This is a genomic window from Variovorax sp. Varisp46 (genome assembly GCF_059491885.1).
In genome coordinates this window covers 5,528,629-5,548,075 of sequence record NZ_CP168515.1, presented here as the reverse complement: position 1 = coordinate 5,548,075, position 19,447 = coordinate 5,528,629, and the positions used below count along the sequence as shown (strand labels likewise).

General features: G+C 68.9%; 18 protein-coding genes. 14 read left to right on the top strand and 4 right to left on the bottom strand.

The annotated features are described in order from the left end of the window. Window positions 1-8 precede the first annotated feature (8 nt). Window positions 9-1,163 (top strand): NAD(P)/FAD-dependent oxidoreductase, encoded by a 1,155-nt coding sequence (locus tag ACEN9N_RS26290; protein ID WP_007833500.1) that lies wholly within the window; start codon window positions 9-11, stop codon window positions 1,161-1,163. A gap of 20 nt (window positions 1,164-1,183) precedes the next feature. Then, window positions 1,184-2,227: an ABC transporter substrate-binding protein gene (locus ACEN9N_RS26285; protein ID WP_007833498.1), complete on the top strand. Its 1,044-nt coding sequence runs from the start codon at window positions 1,184-1,186 to the stop codon at window positions 2,225-2,227. Window positions 2,228-2,269: 42 nt separating this feature from the next. On the opposite strand, the gene ACEN9N_RS26280 is transcribed toward ACEN9N_RS26285, so the two are convergent. From ACEN9N_RS26280 to ACEN9N_RS26270, 3 genes are all read right to left on the bottom strand, one after another. Then, window positions 2,270-3,100: an alpha/beta fold hydrolase gene (locus ACEN9N_RS26280; RefSeq protein WP_007833495.1), complete on the bottom strand. Its 831-nt coding sequence runs from the start codon at window positions 3,098-3,100 to the stop codon at window positions 2,270-2,272. A 281-nt stretch (window positions 3,101-3,381) separates the two neighbouring features. After that, a complete protein-coding gene (locus ACEN9N_RS26275) occupies window positions 3,382-5,010 on the bottom strand; it encodes a GMC family oxidoreductase (protein ID WP_007833494.1) in 1,629 nt (542 codons plus the stop codon). 166 nt (window positions 5,011-5,176) lie between these two features. Further along, window positions 5,177-6,685 (bottom strand): CoA-acylating methylmalonate-semialdehyde dehydrogenase, encoded by a 1,509-nt coding sequence (locus ACEN9N_RS26270; protein ID WP_413312292.1) that lies wholly within the window; start codon window positions 6,683-6,685, stop codon window positions 5,177-5,179. A gap of 118 nt (window positions 6,686-6,803) precedes the next feature. Between ACEN9N_RS26270 and ACEN9N_RS26265 the strand changes: the two genes are divergently transcribed. The 6 genes from ACEN9N_RS26265 (at window position 6,804) to ACEN9N_RS26240 (ending at window position 11,866) form a co-directional block, all read left to right on the top strand. Continuing rightward, window positions 6,804-7,751 carry a LysR family transcriptional regulator gene (locus ACEN9N_RS26265; protein WP_007833492.1) on the top strand — a complete coding sequence of 316 codons (948 nt, stop codon included), beginning with the start codon at window positions 6,804-6,806 and terminating at the stop codon, window positions 7,749-7,751. 169 nt (window positions 7,752-7,920) lie between these two features. Then, a complete protein-coding gene (locus ACEN9N_RS26260) occupies window positions 7,921-9,087 on the top strand; it encodes an MlaE family ABC transporter permease (protein WP_495654875.1) in 1,167 nt (388 codons plus the stop codon). 12 nt (window positions 9,088-9,099) lie between these two features. After that, a complete protein-coding gene (locus ACEN9N_RS26255) occupies window positions 9,100-9,939 on the top strand; it encodes an ABC transporter ATP-binding protein (protein ID WP_007833475.1) in 840 nt (279 codons plus the stop codon). A 14-nt stretch (window positions 9,940-9,953) separates the two neighbouring features. Continuing rightward, on the top strand, window positions 9,954-10,913 hold the full coding sequence (locus ACEN9N_RS26250) for an MlaD family protein (protein WP_007833473.1): 960 nt from the start codon (window positions 9,954-9,956) through the stop codon (window positions 10,911-10,913). A 20-nt stretch (window positions 10,914-10,933) separates the two neighbouring features. Then, window positions 10,934-11,614, top strand: a complete 681-nt coding sequence (locus ACEN9N_RS26245; RefSeq protein ID WP_413312287.1) for an ABC-type transport auxiliary lipoprotein family protein — start codon at window positions 10,934-10,936, stop codon at window positions 11,612-11,614. Window positions 11,615-11,644: 30 nt separating this feature from the next. Beyond that, window positions 11,645-11,866 (top strand): hypothetical protein, encoded by a 222-nt coding sequence (locus ACEN9N_RS26240; protein ID WP_007833468.1) that lies wholly within the window; start codon window positions 11,645-11,647, stop codon window positions 11,864-11,866. Between the two features lie 4 nt (window positions 11,867-11,870). Here ACEN9N_RS26240 and ACEN9N_RS26235 read toward each other — a convergent pair whose 3' ends face one another. Next, window positions 11,871-12,716, bottom strand: coding sequence for an IclR family transcriptional regulator (locus ACEN9N_RS26235; protein WP_007833466.1), 846 nt, complete (start codon window positions 12,714-12,716; stop codon window positions 11,871-11,873). Window positions 12,717-12,859: 143 nt separating this feature from the next. Here ACEN9N_RS26235 and ACEN9N_RS26230 point away from each other — a divergent pair, with 143 nt between their 5' ends. The 6 genes from ACEN9N_RS26230 to fahA all read left to right on the top strand — a co-directional run bounded on the left by ACEN9N_RS26230 (window position 12,860) and on the right by fahA (window position 19,438). Beyond that, window positions 12,860-13,819, top strand: coding sequence for an MBL fold metallo-hydrolase (locus ACEN9N_RS26230; protein WP_413312284.1), 960 nt, complete (start codon window positions 12,860-12,862; stop codon window positions 13,817-13,819). Between the two features lie 137 nt (window positions 13,820-13,956). Further along, window positions 13,957-15,594 (top strand): FAD-dependent oxidoreductase, encoded by a 1,638-nt coding sequence (locus ACEN9N_RS26225; RefSeq protein WP_413312282.1) that lies wholly within the window; start codon window positions 13,957-13,959, stop codon window positions 15,592-15,594. 8 nt (window positions 15,595-15,602) lie between these two features. Next, complete coding sequence (locus ACEN9N_RS26220; protein ID WP_007833460.1) at window positions 15,603-15,800, top strand: DUF2783 domain-containing protein; 198 nt, start codon at window positions 15,603-15,605, stop codon at window positions 15,798-15,800. A 47-nt stretch (window positions 15,801-15,847) separates the two neighbouring features. After that, window positions 15,848-17,161 carry a homogentisate 1,2-dioxygenase gene (gene hmgA, locus ACEN9N_RS26215; protein ID WP_495654874.1) on the top strand — a complete coding sequence of 438 codons (1,314 nt, stop codon included), beginning with the start codon at window positions 15,848-15,850 and terminating at the stop codon, window positions 17,159-17,161. Further along, the gene (locus ACEN9N_RS26210; RefSeq protein WP_495654873.1) at window positions 17,158-18,135 is read left to right on the top strand and encodes a Bug family tripartite tricarboxylate transporter substrate binding protein; all 978 of its coding nucleotides are present in this window, start codon (window positions 17,158-17,160) and stop codon (window positions 18,133-18,135) included. The genes hmgA and ACEN9N_RS26210 overlap by 4 nt, the downstream gene beginning before the upstream one ends. 37 nt (window positions 18,136-18,172) lie before the next feature. Next, window positions 18,173-19,438: a fumarylacetoacetase gene (fahA, locus tag ACEN9N_RS26205; RefSeq protein WP_495654872.1), complete on the top strand. Its 1,266-nt coding sequence runs from the start codon at window positions 18,173-18,175 to the stop codon at window positions 19,436-19,438. Window positions 19,439-19,447 lie beyond the last annotated feature (9 nt).

The following is a 19,447-nucleotide window of genomic DNA, read 5'->3' as shown; positions in this document are numbered from 1 at the left end:
GTTATTGAATGAGCTCGATCAAGAAGTTGCAAACCGACGTCGCCATCATCGGTGGCGGCATCGTCGGCTCCTCCGCCGCGCTGGCCTTGCGCCGCATGGGCGCCAGCGTGGTGCTTCTCGAGCGCGACCTCTGCGGCTCGCGCTCCAGCGGCGTGAACTTCGGCGGCGTGCGCCGTCAGGGCCGCTCCCTGAGCCAGTTGCCGCTGACGCAGCGCGCGCACCGCATCTGGGGCCGGCTGCCCGAGCTGCTGGGCACCGACGGCGAATACGTCCGCTCGGGCCATTTCAAGATCGCGCGCAGCGAAGCCGACATGGCCTCGCTGGAGCGCTATCGCGCGATGAGCAGCGACTTCGACCTGGGCCTCGAACTGATCTCCGCCACGCGCCTGCGACAGCAATGCCCCTGGCTCGGCACCCGCGCCGTGGGCGGCTCGCTGTGCGCGGAAGACGGGCAGGCCAATCCGCGTCTCGTGTCGCCGGCCTTCGCGCTGGCGGCGCAGCGCGCGGGTGCGCTGGTCTTCGAGCGGCACAAGGTCGACGAGGTCGCGCACGACGGCGCCACGTTCATGGTGCGCAGCGGCAACGCGCTCGAAGTGCAGGCGCCCCTGCTGCTCAACTGCGCGGGCGCATGGGCCGGCGCCATCGCGGCGCAGTTCGGCGAGAAGCCGCCGATGTTCTCGCGCAGCCCCATGATGGCAGTGACCGAGCCGGTGCCGCACTTCATGCAATGGAGCCTCGGCGTGGAAGGCGGCGGCATCTACTGCCGGCAGGTGGCTCGCGGCAACCTCGTGATGGGCGGCGGCACGGGCATCACGCTCGATGCCGAACGCGCTCGCGCCGAAAGCGACGCCATCGCCGTGCTCGCGCGGCAGGCCGTCGAGCTGCTGCCCGCGCTGCGCCACGCGCACATCATCCGCACCTGGGGCGGCACCGAAGGCTACCTGCCCGACCGCGAACCAGTGCTCGGACCGAGCCGCACCACACCGGGGCTGTTCCACGGCTTCGGCTTCGCGGGTGCGGGCTTCCAGATCGGCCCGGCCGCCGGCGAAGTGCTGGCCGAGCTGGCGCGCGACGGCCGCAGCGACACGCCCATCGACGCCTTCGCCATCGAGCGCTTCGACGAAGAACCCGTTTCCCCATCCCTCGCCGCTTCCCCCACCTGAACTGATTGGAGAGCATCACCATGTCCCGCACCGCCAAGTCCCCCCTCCTCCTCGCCGCGCTGCTCGCAGCCGCGGGCATCGCCAGCGCGCAGACCAAGACCATCTACATCGGCATGAACGGCGGCACCATGGAGAAGGCGTACACGCAGTACGTGTTCCCCGCCTTCGAGAAGGCCTACGGCGCGAAGGTGGTGGTGGTGCCCGGCACCTCCTCCGACATCCTCGCGAAGGCGCAGGCCAACAAGGACAAGCCGCAGATGCACGTGATGTTCCTGGACGACGGCATCATGGTGCGCGCCATCGGCATGGGCCTGTGCCAGAAGCAGAAGCCCAGCCAGTCCCTCAGCGAGATCTACCCGGCCGCGCGCTTCAAGGACGACATGGCCAGCGGCGTGAGCCTGGGCATGACCGGCCTCGCCTACAACGCCAAGATGTTCAAGGAAAAGGGCTGGGCGCCGCCCACCTCGTGGATGGACCTGGCCGACCCGAAGTACAAGGGCAAGGTGGTGTTCCAGTCGATGTCGTCCTCGTCCTTCGGGCTGCACGGCTTCCTGATGTTCAACCGCATCCAGGGCGGCAACGACAAGAACGTGGAGCCCGGCTTTAAGGCCTGGCCCACCACCATCGGGCCGAACGTGCTGGAGTACATCCCCAGCTCGGCCAAGCTCTCGGAGATGGTGCAGACCGGCGAAGCGGCGATCTTCCCGCTCACGCCCACGGCCGTGGCCGCGCTCAAGACCAAGGGCATTCCGGTCGAGTACGCACCGCCCAAGGAAGGCGCCGTGGTGCTCATGGTCGGCCAGTGCGTGATCGCCAACAACAGCGAGCCCGAGCTGTCGCAGAAGCTCGCCGAGTTTTTGCTGAGCCCCGTGGCTCAGGCCAACGTGCTGCAGTACGGCGCGCAGATTCCGACCAACCCCAAGGCCCCGGCCGTGGGCGAAGGCGCGGCGCAGGTGGCGGACATCAACAAGTGGATGAAGACCGCCGTCACCATCGACTGGGAAAGCATCAACGCGAACCGGCCGGCGTGGAACGCGCGCTGGAACAAGACCATCGAGCGTTGATGCGACACGCCGCGGCGTTCGTACACCGCGGCGCGCCCGGCCTCAGCTCTTCACGAACGCCAGCAGGTCGGGGTTGATCACGTCCGCATGCGTGGACAGCATGCCGTGGGGGTAGCCCTCGTAGCTCTTCAGCGTGCCGCGCTTGAGCAGCTTGGCCGCGAGCGGCCCCGAATTCGCATAGGGCACGACCTGATCGTCGGTGCCGTGCATCACGAGCACCGGCACGTCGATCTTCTTCAGGTCTTCGGTGAAGTCGGTCTCGGAGAAGGCCTTGATGCACTCGTAGTGCGCATTGGCCGCGCCCATCATGCCCTGCAGCCACCAGCGGTCGATGAGGCCCTGCGAGACCTTCGCGCCCGGCCGGTTGAAGCCGTAGAACGGGCCGGTGGGTATGTCGATGAAAAACTGCGTGCGGTTGGCCGTGAGCGCGGCCCTGAAGCCGTCGAACACCTCCATCGGCAGGCCGCCGGGGTTGGCCGCTGTCTTGAGCATGATGGGCGGCACGGCGCCCACCAGCACGGCCTTGGCCACGCGGCCCGGTTTGGCGCGCGCCACGTAGCGCGCCACCTCGCCGCCGCCCGTCGAATGGCCGATGTGCACGGCGTCCTTCAGGTCCAGCGCGTCGGTCAGCGCCGCCACGTCCGACGCGTAGGTGTCCATCTCGTGCCCGCCCGCGGTCTGCGAGGAGCGGCCGTGGCCGCGGCGGTCGTGCGCGATCACGCGGTAGCCCTTGCCGATGAAGAACAGCATCTGCGTGTCCCAGTCGTCGGCGCTCAGGGGCCAGCCGTGATGAAAGACGATGGGCTGCGCGTTGCGCGGTCCCCAGTCCTTGTAGAAGATGTTCGTGCCGTCCTTGGTGGTGACAAAGCTCATGGGGGATCCTTTCGTGTGGTCAGCGTGCTTTTGCGCGGCAGCCGCGCTCGAAGTACCGAGGGCGGACACGGTCGCGATGCCGGCCGCGCCGGCCAGAATACGCCGCCGCGAGGCGCCTGTCGCGGGGGTCGTCTTGATGTCGGACATGCTTCTTTCCAGGGCAGGGTTGTTGGGCAGCGAAAGCGGAATTGCCTCGCCGGACAACGCACTGTCGGCTAAACGGCGCGGCAAATCTTGAACAAAATGCCTGCGCCTTTCACGTTGTCACCCTGCGCGCGACCTCAGCGGTTGTCTTCGACGATCCAGCCTGCTGCCTTCTCGGCCATCATCAATGTCGGGCTGTTGGTGTTGCCGCTGGTGATGGTCGGCATCGCGCCGGCATCGACCACGCGCAGGCCCTGCACGCCGCGCACGCGCAGCCGCGAATCGAGCACGGCCATCGGGTCGCCCTCGGCGCCCATCTTCGTGGTGCCGACCGGATGGAAGATGGTAGTGGCGATGTCGCCGGCCAGCCGCGCGAGATCTTCGTCGCTCTGGTACTGCACGCCGGGCTTCCATTCCTGCGGGTTGTACTTGGCCAGTGCGGGCTGCTCGGCGATGCGGCGCGTCACGCGCAGCGAGTCGGCTGCCACCTTGCGGTCTTCGTCGGTGCTCAGGTAGTTGGGCGCGATGGCCGGCGCATCTTCAAAGCGCTTGCTCTTGATGCGCACCGAGCCCCGGCTCGTGGGGTTGAGGTTGCACACGCTCGCGGTGAAGGCCGGAAAGCTGTGCAGCGGATCGCCGAAGGCATCGAGCGACAGCGGCTGCACGTGGTACTGCAGGTTGGGCCATTCGTGCTCGGGCGAGCTGCGCGTGAAGGCGCCCAGCTGCGAGGGCGCCATGCTCATCGGGCCGCTGCGCTTGAGCAGGTATTCGAGGCCGATCTTTGCCTTGCCGACCATCGACGAGGCCATCACGTTGAGCGTGGGCGCGCCGGCGATCTTGTAGACCGCGCGGATCTGCAGGTGATCCTGCAGATTGGCGCCGACGCCAGGGGCATCGAGCACCACGTCGATGCCGTGCTGGCGCAGCAGCTCGGCCGGGCCGACGCCCGAGAGCTGCAGGATCTGCGGCGAGCCGATGGAGCCTGCGCTCAACACAACCTCGCGCGACGCGGTCGCGGTGGTCATCTCGCTGCCGTTCCACACTTCCGCGCCCGTGCAGCGACGCGTGCCGTCGGGCAGCGTCTCGAACAGCAGGCGCGAGACCTGCGCGCCGGTCCAGAGTTCGAAGTTGGGCCGGCCGTAGCAGGTCGGGCGCAGGAAGGCCTTGGCGGTGTTCCAGCGCCAGCCGTTCTTCTGGTTGACCTGGAAGTAGCCCACGCCCTCGTTGCTGCCGCGATTGAAATCGGTGGAGTGCGGCACGCCGGCCTGCACCGCAGCTTCGGCAAAGGCGTCGAGGATGTCCCAGCGCAGGCGCTGCTTCTCCACCCGCCATTCGCCGCCCGCGCCGTGCATCTCGTCGGCGCCGAGGTAGAAGTCCTCGTGCTTCCTGAAGGCCGGCAGCACGTTTTGCCAGCGCCAGCCGTCATCGCCGGTGAGGTCGGCCCAATGCTCGTAGTCACGCGACTGGCCGCGCATGTAGATCATGCCGTTGATGCTGGAGCAGCCGCCCAGCGTCTTGCCGCGCGGGTAGCGCAGCACGCGGCCGTTGAGGCCGGCGTCGGGCTCGGTGCTGTAGAGCCAGTCGGTGCGCGGGTTGCCGATGCAGTAGAGGTAGCCGACCGGAATGTGGATCCAGTGGTAGTCGTCCTTGCGGCCGGCCTCGATGAGCAGCACGCGCTTGCTCTTGTCGGCACTGAGCCGGTTCGCCATGAGCGAGCCGGCAGTGCCGGCGCCGATGATGATGTAGTCGAAGGTGGTGTCGCTCAATTGGTTGTCTCCTTCTGCTCGTTCTTATTTGCCCACGGCGCCCCACCGCGCCGTTGCCATTTGCCAGTACCAGTGCTCCCGCGGAACCGGCTCCGCCGGGCCGCCGGGAGCGCCCCCTTGAGGGGGGATGCGAGCGACACGAAGTGCGCGAGAGTCGGGGGTGAGCCTATTTTGCCGTCGGCATCACGAACTCGGCGCCCTTGCCGATGCTCTCGGGCCAGCGCTGCATGATCGACTTCTGCTTGGTGTAGAAGCGCACGCCCTCTTCGCCATAGGCGTGCATGTCGCCGAACAGCGAGCGCTTCCAGCCGCCGAAGCCGTGCCAGGCCATCGGCACCGGGATCGGCACGTTGATGCCCACCATGCCCACCTGGATGCGGCGGCCGAACTCGCGCGCCACGTTGCCGTCGCGGGTGAAGCAGCTCACACCGTTGCCGAACTCGTGCGCGTTGATCAGGTCGACCGCGTCCTTGAAGTTGGCCACGCGCACGCAGCCGAGCACCGGGCCGAAGATCTCTTCCTTGTAGATGCGCATCTCGGGGGTGACGTGGTCGAACAGCGTGCCGCCCATCCAGAAGCCATCGCCGCAGCCTGCGCCTGCCTTGTTGCCGTCGAACTCGCGGCCGTCGACCAGCAGCTTCGCGCCTTCCTTCTGGCCCAGATCGATGTAGCCGGTGATGCGCTCATGCGCGGCGCGCGTGACGATCGGGCCCATCTCGGCCGCGAGGTTCTCGCCATCGAGCACCTTCAGCGTCTTCGTGCGCTCGATCAGCTTGGGCAGCAGCTTGTCCGCCACGTCGCCCACCAGCACCGCCACCGAGATGGCCATGCAGCGCTCGCCGGCCGAGCCGTAGCCCGCGCCGATCAGCGCGTCCACCGCCTGGTCGATGTCGGCGTCGGGCATGACCACCATGTGGTTCTTCGCGCCGCCCAGGGCCTGCACGCGCTTGCCGTGGCGGGCGCCGGTCTCGTAGATGTAGTTGGCAATCGGCGTGGAGCCCACGAAGCTGATGGCCTTGACGTCGGGGTGCTCGAGCAGCGCATCCACCGCCGCCTTGTCGCCCTGCACGACGTTGAACACGCCGTCGGGCAGGCCGGCTTCCTTCAGCAGCTCGGCCATGCGCAGCGATGCGCTCGGGTCGGTCGGGCTGGGCTTGAGCACGAAGGTGTTGCCGGCGGCAATCGCCACCGGGAACATCCACATCGGCACCATCACCGGGAAGTTGAAGGGCGTGATGCCGGCGACCACGCCCAGCGGCTGGCGCAGCGTCCAGTTGTCGATGCCGGTGCTCACCTGGTCGGTGAAGTCGCCCTTGAGCAGCTGCGGAATGCCGCAGGCGAACTCGACGATGTCGATGCCGCGCGAGACCTCGCCCTGCGCGTCGGTGAAGACCTTGCCGTGCTCGGCGGTGATGAGGTGGGCCAGCTCGTCCTTGTGCTCGTTGAGCAGTTGCAGGAACTTGAACATGACGCGCGCGCGGCGGATCGGCGGCGTGTCGGCCCAGGCCGGGAAGGCGGCCTGCGCGGCGGCCACGGCAGCCGAGACCTGCGCGGCGTCGGCCAGGCCGACCTTGCCGGTCACGGCGCCGGTGGCGGGGTTGGTCACGTCCTGGCTGCGGCCGGAGGTGTTGGCGGCGGGCTTGCCGCCGATGAAATGATCGATGGAGGTGGGCATGGAGAAGGCTTTCGCTGACGCAGAAGAATGAGGGGGTGCGGCCAGTTTAGGCAGCACCTCGGCGCGCGCCTAGACGCGAAGCTTGAACTTATTGTTCATCCTGCTGAACAATGGATACATGAAACCCCAAAATATCGAAGCGCTCTGGACGCACCTGCACTGGCTCACGGTGCTGGCGCAGCAGGGCAGCTTCACGGCGGCGGCGCTGCGCCTGGGCGTGAGCAAGGCGGCCATGAGCCAGCGCATCGCCGAGCTGGAACGCGCGGCCGGTGCGCCATTGGTGCAGCGCACCACGCGCAGCGTGCGGCTCACCGAGGCCGGCCAGCGGCTGGTGGAGGACATGCGCGGCCCGTTCGAGCAGATCGCCCACAGCTTCGCCGGCGTGCGCGACCTCGCGGGCGTGCCGCGCGGGCTGGTGCGGGTGACGGCGCCGGTGGCTTTCGCGCGCCAGCAGCTGGTGCCCCGGCTGGCTGACTTCCTGCGCGCGCAGCCCGAGGTGCGCATCGAGCTCGACCTGTCGGACCGGCTCAGCTCGCTCGCGATGGAAGGCTTCGATCTGGCCATCCGCCACACGGCCGCGCCGCCGGACACGCACGTGGCCTGGACGCTGTGCGAGACCCGCTCGGTGCTGGTGGCCAGCCGCGCCTACCTGCGCCGCCGCGGCACGCCGCGCGAGCCGCAGGCGCTGGCCGGCCACGACTGCCTGCACTACCCGCGTGCGCAGGAAACGCCGACCTGGCATTTCGAGGCCCGCGCGCCGCAGAAGGGCAAGGCCGCGGCGCCGCGCATCACGGTGCCGGTCTCGGGACCGCTGGTCGCCAACAACAGCGAGGCGCTGCGCGACGCCGCCCTCGGCGGCCTGGGCATCGCGCTGGTGCCGGACTTCAGCGCCCAATCGGCGCTGCAGTCGGGCAAGCTGCAGCAGGTGCTGCCGCAATGGCGTTCGGTGGGCGCGTTCGGCGAGCGGCTGTATGCCATCCGGCCCTATGCCACGCACGTGCCGCAGGCAGTGACGGCCTTCGTGGCGTGGCTGCGCGAGGCGCTGGCGGCGGGCTTCGCGGCATGAGCGGGCCGCGGCCGGGCCGGAGGCCGGCGCGAATCGTGAAAAAGGAAACCGAAAAACGGCGTCGCGCCCTACGCAAACGAGGGGTCTGCGACACATGGCGCACGGATGCACCCGGTTACGATGCGCGCATCCAGCCCTGCACCTGTTAACTTTCCCTCTCATCCGCCCTATGTCCCCTGCCACATCGCCTGCCGACGCTCCCGCCGCCGACAGCGCGCGGCCCCGCGTCGGGCGGCGGGAGCAGGACGGCCGCCAATGGACGGTGGCCAGCGGCTGCTGGACCACGCTGGCAATGTCGTCCAAGCCGGCCTGGCAGGCACTGGCGAAAGACCTGGCAGCCGCCCCGCCCGCGGACGACCGCGCCTGGGACCTGCGCCCCATCGAACAGCTCGACCACATCGGCGCGCAGCTGCTGTGGGAGCACTGGCACCACCAATGGCCCGCGACGCTCGAGATGTCGCCGCAGCACAAGGCAGTGCTCGACCAGGTGGCGCAGTACACCGTGCCGACGCCGGCCGAACCCGGGCCTTCGCTGAACGACCGCGTCCGCGCGTTCACGCACCTCGGGCCGCGCGCGATGTTCGTCATGCGCGACCTGACGGAACTCATTGGCCAGCTCGCGCTCGACATCGGCAAGCTGATCCGCGCGCCGCACCGCGGGCCGTGGCGCGATTTCTCGGGGCACCTCTACCAGTTCGGCGCCACGGCGCTGCACATCACGGCGCTGGTCGGGCTGCTGATCGGCGTGGTGCTGGCCTACCTGATCTCGCAGCAGCTGCGCCAATATGGCGCAGAGACTTTCGTGGTGAACATCCTCGGGCTGTCGCTGGTGCGCGAGCTCGGGCCGGTGCTGGCGGCCGTGCTGATCGCCGGGCGCTCGGGTTCGGCCATCACGGCGCAGATCGGCGTGATGCGCGTGACGGAAGAGCTCGACGCGATGCGCGTGATGGGCATTCCGCACGGCTTTCGCCTCGTGATGCCGCGCGTGCTGGCGCTGGCCATCGCCATGCCGCTGATCAGCCTGTGGACCTCGATGGCCGCGCTGGCAGGCGGCATGCTGGCGGCCGACGCGGCGCTGGACATCTCGCCGGCCTACTTTCTCTCGGCGTTGCCGCGCGCGGTGCCGATCTCGAACCTCTGGCTGGCCACGGCCAAGTCGGCGGTGTTCGGCGTCCTGATCGCGCTGATCGGCTGCTACTTCGGCATGAAGGTCAAGCCCAACACCGAAAGCCTCGGGCACGGCACCACTTCGTCGGTGGTCACCTCGATCACCGCGGTGATCCTGGTCGATGCGTTGTTCGCCGTGCTCTTCAAGGGCATCGGCTTCCGTGCGTGAGGGCGTGAAACCATGAGCATGCCCGTGCGCCCCGACACCGACACCACCGTGGTGGACATCCGTGGCCTGTGGACGGCGTTCCAGAGCGCCGATGGCGAACAGGTGGTGCACCGCGACCTGCAGCTGCACATCGACCGCGGCGAGGTGCTCTCGCTGGTCGGCGGCTCGGGCACGGGCAAGACGGTGCTGCTGCGCCAGATCCTCGGGCTCGAAAAACCCACGCGCGGCCATGTCGAGGTGCTGGGCCAGGAGCCCGGCGAGCTCAGCGCCTCGGGCGCGGCCAACGTGGGCATGCTGTTCCAGCACGGCGCGCTGTTCTCGGCCTTCAGCGTGCTGGAGAACATCGCCTTTCCGCTGCGCGAGCTGAAGCTGCTGCCCGACGAGCTGATCCGCCACGCGGCGCTGGTGAAGCTGCAGATGGTGGGCCTGGGTCCGCAGCATGCGAACAAGAGCCCGGCGGACCTGTCGGGCGGCATGATCAAGCGCGTGGCGCTGGCGCGCGCGCTCATCATGGACCCGCCGCTGCTGCTGCTCGACGAGCCCACGGCCGGCCTCGACCCCGAGGCGTCGGACAGCTTCTGCGACCTGCTGCGCGGCCTGCACCGCGAGCTGGGCCTCACGGTGGTGATGGTCACGCACGATCTGGACACGCTGTTCGACCTGAGCACCCGCATCGCGGTGCTGGCCGACCAGAAGGTGATCGTCACCGGCACGGCGCGCGAGGTCATCGCGTATCCGCACCCCTTCATCCACGAATACTTTCTCGGCGGGCGCGGCCAGCGCGCCCTGGAGGCGCTGCACGACAAGCCCGCCGATGCACCATCGCAGCCCGCCAGCGCGGGCGAACGCTGAAAGGCAGACACACCATGGAAAACAAGGCCCACGCCCTCGCCGCCGGCGCCTTCGTGCTCGGCCTGATCGCCGCGCTCGTCGCGCTGGTGATCTGGTTCACGCGCGACAACACCGTGCGCAACATCTACGAACTCTCCACGCGCGACGCCGTGAGCGGCCTGCAGCCGCAGGCGACGGTGCGCTACCGCGGCATCGCGGTGGGCAAGGTGACGTCGATCGACTTCGACCCCAAGGTCAAGGGCAATGTGCGCGTGCGCATCTCGGTCGACGAGCGGGTGCCGCTCACCACCTCCAGCTTCGCCACGCTGAGCTACCAGGGCGTGACCGGCCTGGCCTTCATCGCGCTGGACGACAAGGGCGAGTCGAACGTGGCACTGAAGCCGGACGACGACAACCCGCCGCGCATCCCGCTCAAGCCGTCGATACTGGCGCAGCTGCAGGATCGCGGCGAAGCCATCATCAACCAGGTCGAGGAAGTGACGAAGCGCGCCAACACGCTGCTGAGCGACCCCAACCAGAAGCGTGCGGCCGACGCGCTGGAGAGCATCGCGGCCGCCTCGGCCAGCGCCAACACGCTGCTGAAGACGCTGGACAACACGGTGAAGACCGGCCTGAACCCTGCGCTGACCAAACTGCCGGACACGATGGCCTCGGTGAAGAAGGCGGCCGGCGACGTCTCGCGCGTGGCCAACAACTTCAACACCACCGTGGGCCGGCTGAACGCACCCGAAGGCCCCGTCGAACGGCTGAGCGAGGGCACCAAGGCGCTGGCGCAGGCGGTCGATTCGTTCAACGCGGCCACACTGCCGCGCGTGAACCGCGTAGCCGACGACACCTCGCACGCCGTGCGCCGGCTGGGCCGCGCGGCGGACAGCATCAACGACAACCCGCAATCGCTGCTGTTCGGCAACGGCGGCGCGGCCGCGGGTCCGGGCGAACCGGGTTTCAGCGCGCCGGCCGCGACACGGCCCTGATTGAGGGAGGACCATCGACCATGAACGCCATTCGCTCCTTGATGAACCCGGCTGCCGCCGTCCTGGGCTGCGTGCTGCTGGCCGCCGGCTGCGGCGCGCTGCCCGACAAGCCCGCGCGCGCCACGCTCTACGACTTCGGCCCCGGCCTGGCGGCGCCTGCCGCGGCCGCGCCCTCCTCCGCCGCCCCTCTCCCCACGCTGGCGCTGGCCGAGTTCGACAGTAACACGCGCCTGGATGGCACGCAGATCCTCTACCGGCTGGGCTACGCCGACGCCAACGAGCTGCGCCCCTACGGCCAGTCGCGCTGGAGCCTGCCGCCGGCGCAACTGCTGCGCCAGCGGCTCAGCGACACGCTGGCCGAACGCCGCACCGTGCTCGGCCCGGCAGAAAGCGCCACCATCTCGCGCAGCAAGGGCGAGGTGCCAGACATGCTGCGCATCTCGCTCGACGAATTCAGCCAGTACTTCGACTCGGCAAGCGCCAGCGTCGGCCTGGTGCGCCTGCGCGCCACGCTGGTCCGCAGCACGGCCGGCGGTGACCGCGTGTTGGGCCAGCGCGTGTTCACCGTGCGCCGCCCCGCGCCCAGCGCCGACGCGCCCGGCGGCGTGAAGGCACTGATTGCAGCCAGCGATGCCGCGGTGGCCGAGGTGGTGCAGTGGGTGGGGCAGCTGCAGCAGCAATCGCCGCAGGCGCCCCGGTAGTCACAACCTGATGGACGGAGGATCGATCCCATGAACGCGACACGCATCGTCGGCATCCTGCTGATCGTGGGCGGCATTGCCGTCCTGGGCCTCGGCAGCTTCAGCTTCACCAAGGAAACTCATCAGGCCAAGCTGGGCCCGCTGGAGCTCTCGATGAAGGAGAAGCAGACCGTCAACCTCCCGGCCTGGGCCGGCGTGGCCGCCATCGTGGTGGGCGGCGCGCTGGTGCTGCTGGGCGGCAGGAAGGGCTGAACCTTCAGCCCGGGGTGGCCGGCGCGGGGGTGGCGCCCAGCCGCTGCGACACCGTGCCCGCGCAAGCCTTGAGCGCACGGGAAATTTCGCCATCCCACGCGGTATCGAAGATGCCCGCCGGGCCGATGGCGGTCAGGGCCAGCACGATGGCACCGGTGTGGTCGAAGACGGGCGCGGCCATGGCGCTGACACCCTGGATGACCTCGCCGTCGGAACGGCTGATGCCGTGCGTGCGCACTTCCTGCAGCTGGCGCTCGAAATCGCTCCACGACGGCAGAGGCTGCACCGGCGGCATGCCGGCGGGCGGGTTCGGCTCTGCCCCCTTGCGCTGGCCCCGGCGCTGGCGCTCTTCCTCGAGCAGCTGGCGCACCGCGTCGGCATCGAGGTAGGCGGCGAACACCCGGCCCGAAGCCGTGTTGGTCAGCGAGAACACCGTGCCGTGCCGCATGTTCACGTGCACCGGCGACGGCGACTCGGCCGTGCGCACGATGGTCGCGCCGCGCGCGCCCCACACGGCCAGCGCCACGGTGTGGCCGGTCTGCTGCGCGAGCTGGCCGATCAGCGGGGTGGCGATGTGCACCGGGTCGGCCTGCTGCAGGCTGATGAGGCCCAGTTGCAAGGCGAGCGGGCCAAGCAGATAGTGGCCGCTGGCGCGGTCCTGCTCGATCAGGCCCAGGCGCCCGAAGCTGACCATGTACGGATGCGCCTTGGCGGCCGTCATGTCGGCCTCGCGCGCAAGGTCCTTCAGCGCCATGGGCCGGCCGTGGTGCACCAGCGCGCGCAGCAGCTGGCCGCCGACTTCGATGCTCTGGATGCCGCGCTGGGCGCGGTCGGTGTCATTGGCTGCCATGGCCGGCCTCGCCTTCTGGTCGTTCGTTCATGAAGAAGGGATTAGACATTAACTGATCCGCGGTTTACACTGCGGAAATTCGTTAACCGCGAATTCGTTTGCTTTAAACGAATCCAAGACCCACCCACCGACGGAGACACCCGATGAGCCAAGCCAAGAAATTCGCCAGCCAGGCCGACATGGAAGAGAAAAAGGTCACCTTCAGCCAGATCTCGGAACATGCCTGGGCCTACACCGCCGAGGGCGACCCGAACACCGGCATCGTCATCGGCGACGACTGCGTGCTGGTGGCCGACACCCAGGCCACGCCCGCCATGGCGGCCGACGTGGTGCGCCGCATCCGCGAAGTGACCGACAAGCCCATCAGGTACGTGGTGCTCACGCACTATCACGCGGTGCGCGTGCTGGGCGCAGCGGGTTACGGTGCCGAGCACATCCTGGCCAGCCAGGACACGCGCGACCTGATCGTGGAGCGCGGCGAGCAGGACAAGGCCAGCGAGATCGGCCGCTTCCCGCGCCTGTTCCAGAACGTCGAGACCGTGCCGCCGGGCCTGACCTGGCCCACCATGACCTTCACCGGCAAGATGACGCTGTGGCTCGGCAAGCTCGAAGTGCAACTGATCCAGCTGGGCCGCGGCCACACCAAGGGCGACACCGTCGTCTGGCTGCCGCAGGAGCGCACGCTGCTGTCGGGCGACCTGGTGGAATTCGGCGCCACGCCGTACGCCGGCGATGCCTATTTCAAGGACTGGCCGCAAACGCTGGACAACATCGCCGCACTCAAGCCCGCCGCGCTGGTGCCGGGCCGCGGCGCAGCGCTGACCACGCCGGCCGAGGTGGCCGAGGGCCTGACGGGCACGCGCAACTTCATCTCCGACGTGTACGCCAGCGTGCAGGAGGGCGTGAAGGCCGGGCGCGACCTGAACACGGTCTACAAGGACACGTACGCAAAGCTCAAGCCCAAATACAGCCAGTGGGTGATCTTCGACCACTGCATGCCGTTCGACGTGAGCCGGGCGTACGACGAAGCCTCGGGCCATGCAGACCCGCGCGTGTGGACGGCGCAGCGCGACATCGACATGTGGAAGGCCCTCGAAGGCTGATCCCGCATTGCTCCCTCCCCCGCTGGGGGAGGGCTGGGGCGGGGGCAGGCAGAGCGCCAGTTTCGAGCGCCGTCGAGCCCCATCCCGACCTTCCGCCAAAGGGGGAAGGAGCAAGGCAAAAGACACGGAGACAACACGTGATCGACTATCAAAGTCTGCGCTTCGACTACCGCCGCCACGCCGACCAGGACGCGGCCACACCCGCCCATCACCCCGTGGTGATCGTCGGCGCCGGCCCCGTCGGCCTCACGCTCGCCATCGACCTCGCGCTGCGGCAGGTGCCCGTGGTGCTGCTGGACAACGACAACACCCTGTCCAGCGGCTCGCGCGCCATCTGCTTCGCCAAGCGCACGCTCGAAGTGTTCGACCGCCTCGGCTGCGGCGACCGCATGGTCGACAAGGGCGTATCGTGGAACGTGGGCAAGGTGTTCTTCCACGACGAGCAGGTCTACCGCTTCGACCTGCTGCCCGAGCCCGGCCACGAGCGCCCGGCCTTCATCAACCTGCAGCAGTACTACGTCGAAGGCTACCTCGTCGAACGCGCGGCCACGCTGCCGCTGATCGACCTGCGCTGGAACAACAAGGTCACCGGCATCGCGCAGCGCGGCGACGGCGCGGTGCTCACCGTGGAGACGCCCGAAGGCAGCTACCAACTGCAGGCCGACCACGTCGCCGCCTGCGACGGCTCGCGCTCCAACCTGCGCCAGCTGCTGGGCCTGGAAGCCAAGGGCCGCGTGTTCCGCGACCGCTTCCTGATCGCCGACATCACGATGGACGCGCACCTGCCGACCGAGCGCCGCTTCTGGTTCGACCCGTCGTTCCATCCGGGCCAGAGCGTGCTGCTGCACAAGCAGGCCGACGGCATGTGGCGCATCGACTTCCAGCTCGGCTGGGACGCCGACCCGGTGGAAGAACGCAAGCCCGAGAACATCACGCCGCGCGTGCGCGCGCTGCTCGACAGCATCGGCTTCGAGGGCGTGCAGTTCCAGATCGGCTGGGCCAGCGTCTACACCTTTGCCTGCCAGCGCATGGAGCACTTCCGCCAAGGCCGCGTGCTGTTCGCTGGCGACTCGGCGCACGGCGTGTCGCCCTTCGGCGCGCGCGGCGCCAACTCGGGCGTGCAGGACGCCGACAACCTCGCCTGGAAGCTCGCGGCCGTGGTGCAGGGCAACGCGCCCGACACGCTGCTCGACAGCTACGCCAGCGAGCGCGAATACGCCGCCGACGAGAACATCCGCAACTCCACCCGTGCCACCGACTTCATCACGCCCAAGAGCGAGGTGAGCCGCCTCTTCCGCGACGCGGTGCTGGAGCTGACGAAGCGCCACGCCTTTGCACGCACGCTGGTCAACAGCGGACGGCTGTCGGTGGCCACGGTGCTGCGCGATTCGCCTTTGAACACGGCCGATGCCGACACCTTCTCGGGCGCGATGGTGCCAGGCGCCGCGGCGGCCGACGCGCCGGTGGTGCATGCGGACGGCAGCACCGGCTGGCTGCTGCGCGAATGCCACGTCTCGCAATTCACCGCGCTGGTTTTCGGCGAGGGCGAGGCGGCCGAGCGCAGCCTGGGCGAGCTCAAGGCCAGCGACCTGCCGCTGCACGTGGTGCGCGTCGAGGACGGCGCCCGGGGCAGCGAACTCGCCGCGCAGCGCTACGACGCCCGGCCCGGCACCGTGTACCTGCTGCGGCCCGACCAGCATGTGTGCGCGCGCTGGCGCCAGCCCGCGGCGGCGGACATCCGCGCGGCCATCGACCGCGCACTCGCAAAGGCGTGAAGAACACCATGCAGCAACAACACCTGATCACCGCGCCGAACCTCGACGCCCCCGACGATTTCTACGAAGCGCTCATCGAGGCGCACCAGGGGCTCTCGACCGAGGAGAGCCACGCCTTCAACGCGCGCCTCGTACTCGTGCTGGCCAACCACGTCGGTTCGCTGGCCGTGCTGCGCGAAGCCTTCGACGCGGCCCGCGCGGGCTGAGCACCACCGCATTCCAACCTCATCGCGACTCCCGAAAGAGCAAGCACATGACCCAAGCAACCCGGTCCCCCGAACGGCGCTACCAGAGCGGCTTCGGCAACGAATATGCCTCCGAGGCCGTGCCCGGCGCGCTGCCGCAGGGTCGCAACAATCCGCAGCGCGGCCCCTTCGACCTCTACACCGAGCTGATCTCCGGCACCGCCTTCACCGCGCCGCGCCACGAGAACCGCCGCAGCTGGCTGTATCGCCGACAGCCCTCGGTGGTGTCGGGCCGCTACCAGCCGTACGCCCAGCCGCTGTGGAGCACCGGCGCCGACCGCGAAGTCGCGCTGCCGCCGGAGCCGCTGCGCTGGCACCCGCAGCCGCTGGACGAAGCGGCGGCCAAGGCCGACTTCATCGACGGCATGCGCACCATCGCGGCCAATGGCGACGCCGAATCGCAGGTCGGCATCGGCTCGCTGATGTACCTCGCGGGCCGCTCGATGGAGCGCCGCGCCTTCGTCAACGCCGACGGCGAGATGCTGGTGGTCCCACAGCAGGGCCGCCTCGTCATCACCACCGAACTCGGCGTGCTCGACGTGAAGCCCGGCGAGATCGCGCTGCTGCCGCGCGGCATGGCCTTCAAGGTGGCGTTGCCCGACGGCCTCTCGCGCGGCTACGTCTGCGAGAACTACGGCGCGCACTTCCGCCTGCCCGAACTCGGCCCGATCGGCTCGAACGGCCTGGCCAACGCGCGCGACTTCCAGGCGCCGGTGGCGGCCTTCGAATCGGAAGAAGGTGCCTACGAGATCGTCAAGAAATTCGGCGGCCGCTTCTGGCAGGCGCCGATGAAGCAGTCGCCCTTCAACGTGGTCGCCTGGCACGGCAACCTCTCGCCGGTGAAGTACGACACGGCGCACTTCATGGTGATCGGCTCGATCAGCTTCGACCATCCCGATCCGTCGATCTTCACCGTGCTGACCTCGCCGAGCGACACGCCCGGCACGGCCAACTGCGACTTCGTGATCTTCCCGCCGCGCTGGATGGTGATGGAGAACACCTTCCGCCCGCCGTGGTTCCACCGCAACCTGATGAGCGAGTTCATGGGCCTGGTGCTGGGCGAGTACGACGCCAAGCCGGGCGGCTTCAAGCCCGGCGGCGCGAGCCTGCACAACTGCATGGTGCCGCACGGCCCCGACGAGGAAGCCTTCGACAAGGCCACGCACGCCGACCTCAAGCCGCACAAGCTCGACAACACGCTGGCCTTCATGTTCGAGAGCCGCTATCGCTTCGTGCCGACGAACTTCGCGCTGAAGAGCCCGGCGCTCGACACGGACTACGCCGATTGCTGGGCCGGCCTCAAGGACCAGTTCAAGGCATGACGAAGACACCGTTCACCCTCACGCGCCGCGCTGCGGCCGTGGCATTGCTGGCCGCGCCCCTGTTCGCGCAGGCCGCCGACTACCCCTCGAAGCCCATCCGCTTCATCGTGCCCTATACACCCGGCGGCACCACCGACCTGGTGGCACGCACCGTGGGCCAGAAGGTGTCGGAAAAACTGGGCCAGCCGGTGCTGATCGACAACCGCGGCGGCGCGGGCGGCAACATCGGCATGGACGCGGTGGCCAAGGCCGCGCCCGACGGCTACACCATCGGCTTCGGCGCGATCTCGACCAATGCGCTGAACCCGCACATCTACAAGTCGATGGCCTTCGATCCGCGCAAGGACTTCACCGCCATCAGCCTGCTGGGCACCTCGACCATCGTGCTCGAAGTGCCGGCGGCCTCGGCCGTGAAGTCGGTGCCCGAGCTGATCGCGGCCGCGAAGAAGACCCCCGGCCTGCCCTACGCCACCGCGGGCGCCGGCACCTCGATGAACCTGGCCGGCGTGATGTTCGCGCAGATGACCGGCACCGAGTTCGTGCACGTGGCCTACAAGGGCAGCGGCCCGGCCATCACCGACATGCTGGGCAACAACATCGGCGTGATGTTCGACAACCTGCCGGCCTCGCTGCCGCACATCCAGGCTGGCAAGCTGCGCGCGCTGGCGGTGGCGGGGCCGAGCCGCTCGCCCTCGCTGCCCGACGTGCCGACGATGGCCGAGGCGGGCCTGAAGGGCTACGCGCTGGAGCCGTGGTTCGGCGTGTACGGGCCGGCGAAGCTGCCGGCACCGGTCGTGAAGGCGCTGAACGACGCCTTCGTCGAGGCGCTCGCGATGCCCGACGTGAAGGCCAAGCTGGCGCAGGCCGGCTTCTCGCCGCGCGGCTCGACGCCGCATGAGCTGGCGACGCTGACCGAGACCGAATACCAGCGCCTGGGTGACGTGGCCAAGAAGGCCGGCATGACCGCAGACTGATCAGACAGACAAACAGACATCGAGCAGAAAGACATCCATGACCGCACTGAACGCCACCCATGACCCGAAGCTGCGCAGCTGGGTCGCCTCGGCCAATGAAGCCGGCTGCGACTTCCCGATCCAGAACCTGCCCTTCGGCCGCTTCCGCTTCGCCGGCAGCAATGAAGCCTTCCGCATCGGCGTCGCCATCGGCGACCAGGTGCTGGACCTGCGCGCGGCGGGCCTCGTCGACACCGACGACATGAATGCGCTGATGGAAGCCGGCACGAAGGAGCGGCAGGCACTGCGTGCCGCCATCTCCGCCGGCCTGGCCGAAGGCAGCGACAAGCAGGCCGCGTGGTCGAAGGCGCTGCTCGCGCAAGCCGAGGCCGAGATGACCGTGCCCTGCCGCATCGGCGACTACACCGACTTCTACACCGGCATCCACCACGCGACCACCATCGGCAAGCTGTTCCGCCCCGACCAGCCGCTGATGCCCAACTACAAGTGGGTGCCCATCGGGTATCACGGCCGCGCCTCGTCCATCGGCGTGAGCGGCCAGGTCTTCAAGCGCCCGCAGGGCCAGACCAAGGCGCCCGACGCGGCCGAGCCGAGCTTCGGCCCGTCGAAGCGGCTGGATTACGAGCTGGAGCTGGGCTTCTTCATCGGCCGTGGCAACGCGCAGGGCGAGCCCATCGCCATCGCCGATGCCGAGGAACACCTGTTCGGCGTGACACTGCTCAACGACTGGTCGGCACGCGACCTGCAGGCCTGGGAATACCAGCCGCTCGGCCCCTTCCTCTCGAAAAACTTCGCGAGCACGCTGTCGCCCTGGATCGTGACGATGGAGGCGCTGGCGCCCTTCCGCGCGAAATTCGAGCGTCCCGCCGGAGACCCGCAGCCGCTGCCGTACCTCGACTCGGCGCCGAACCGCGAGAGCGGCGCGCTCGACATCACGCTCGAAGTGCTGCTGCAGACCGCGAAGATGCGCGCCGAGGGCGTCGCGCCCGTGCGCCTCACGCGCGGCAACACCACGGAGGCCGCCTACTGGACAGCCGCGCAGCTGGTCGCGCACCACACGGTGAACGGCTGCAACCTGCAACCGGGCGACCTGCTGGGATCGGGCACGCTGTCGGGCCCCAAGGCCGACGAAGCCGGCTCGCTGATCGAGCTGACGCTGGGCGGCAAGCAACCGATCACGCTGCCGAACGGCGAGAAGCGCACGTTCCTGGAGGACGGGGATACGCTGGTGATGCGTGGCTGGTGCGAACGTGACGGTGCGGTGCGCATCGGCCTGGGTGAAGTCACCGGCACCGTGGTCTGACGTCTTGTC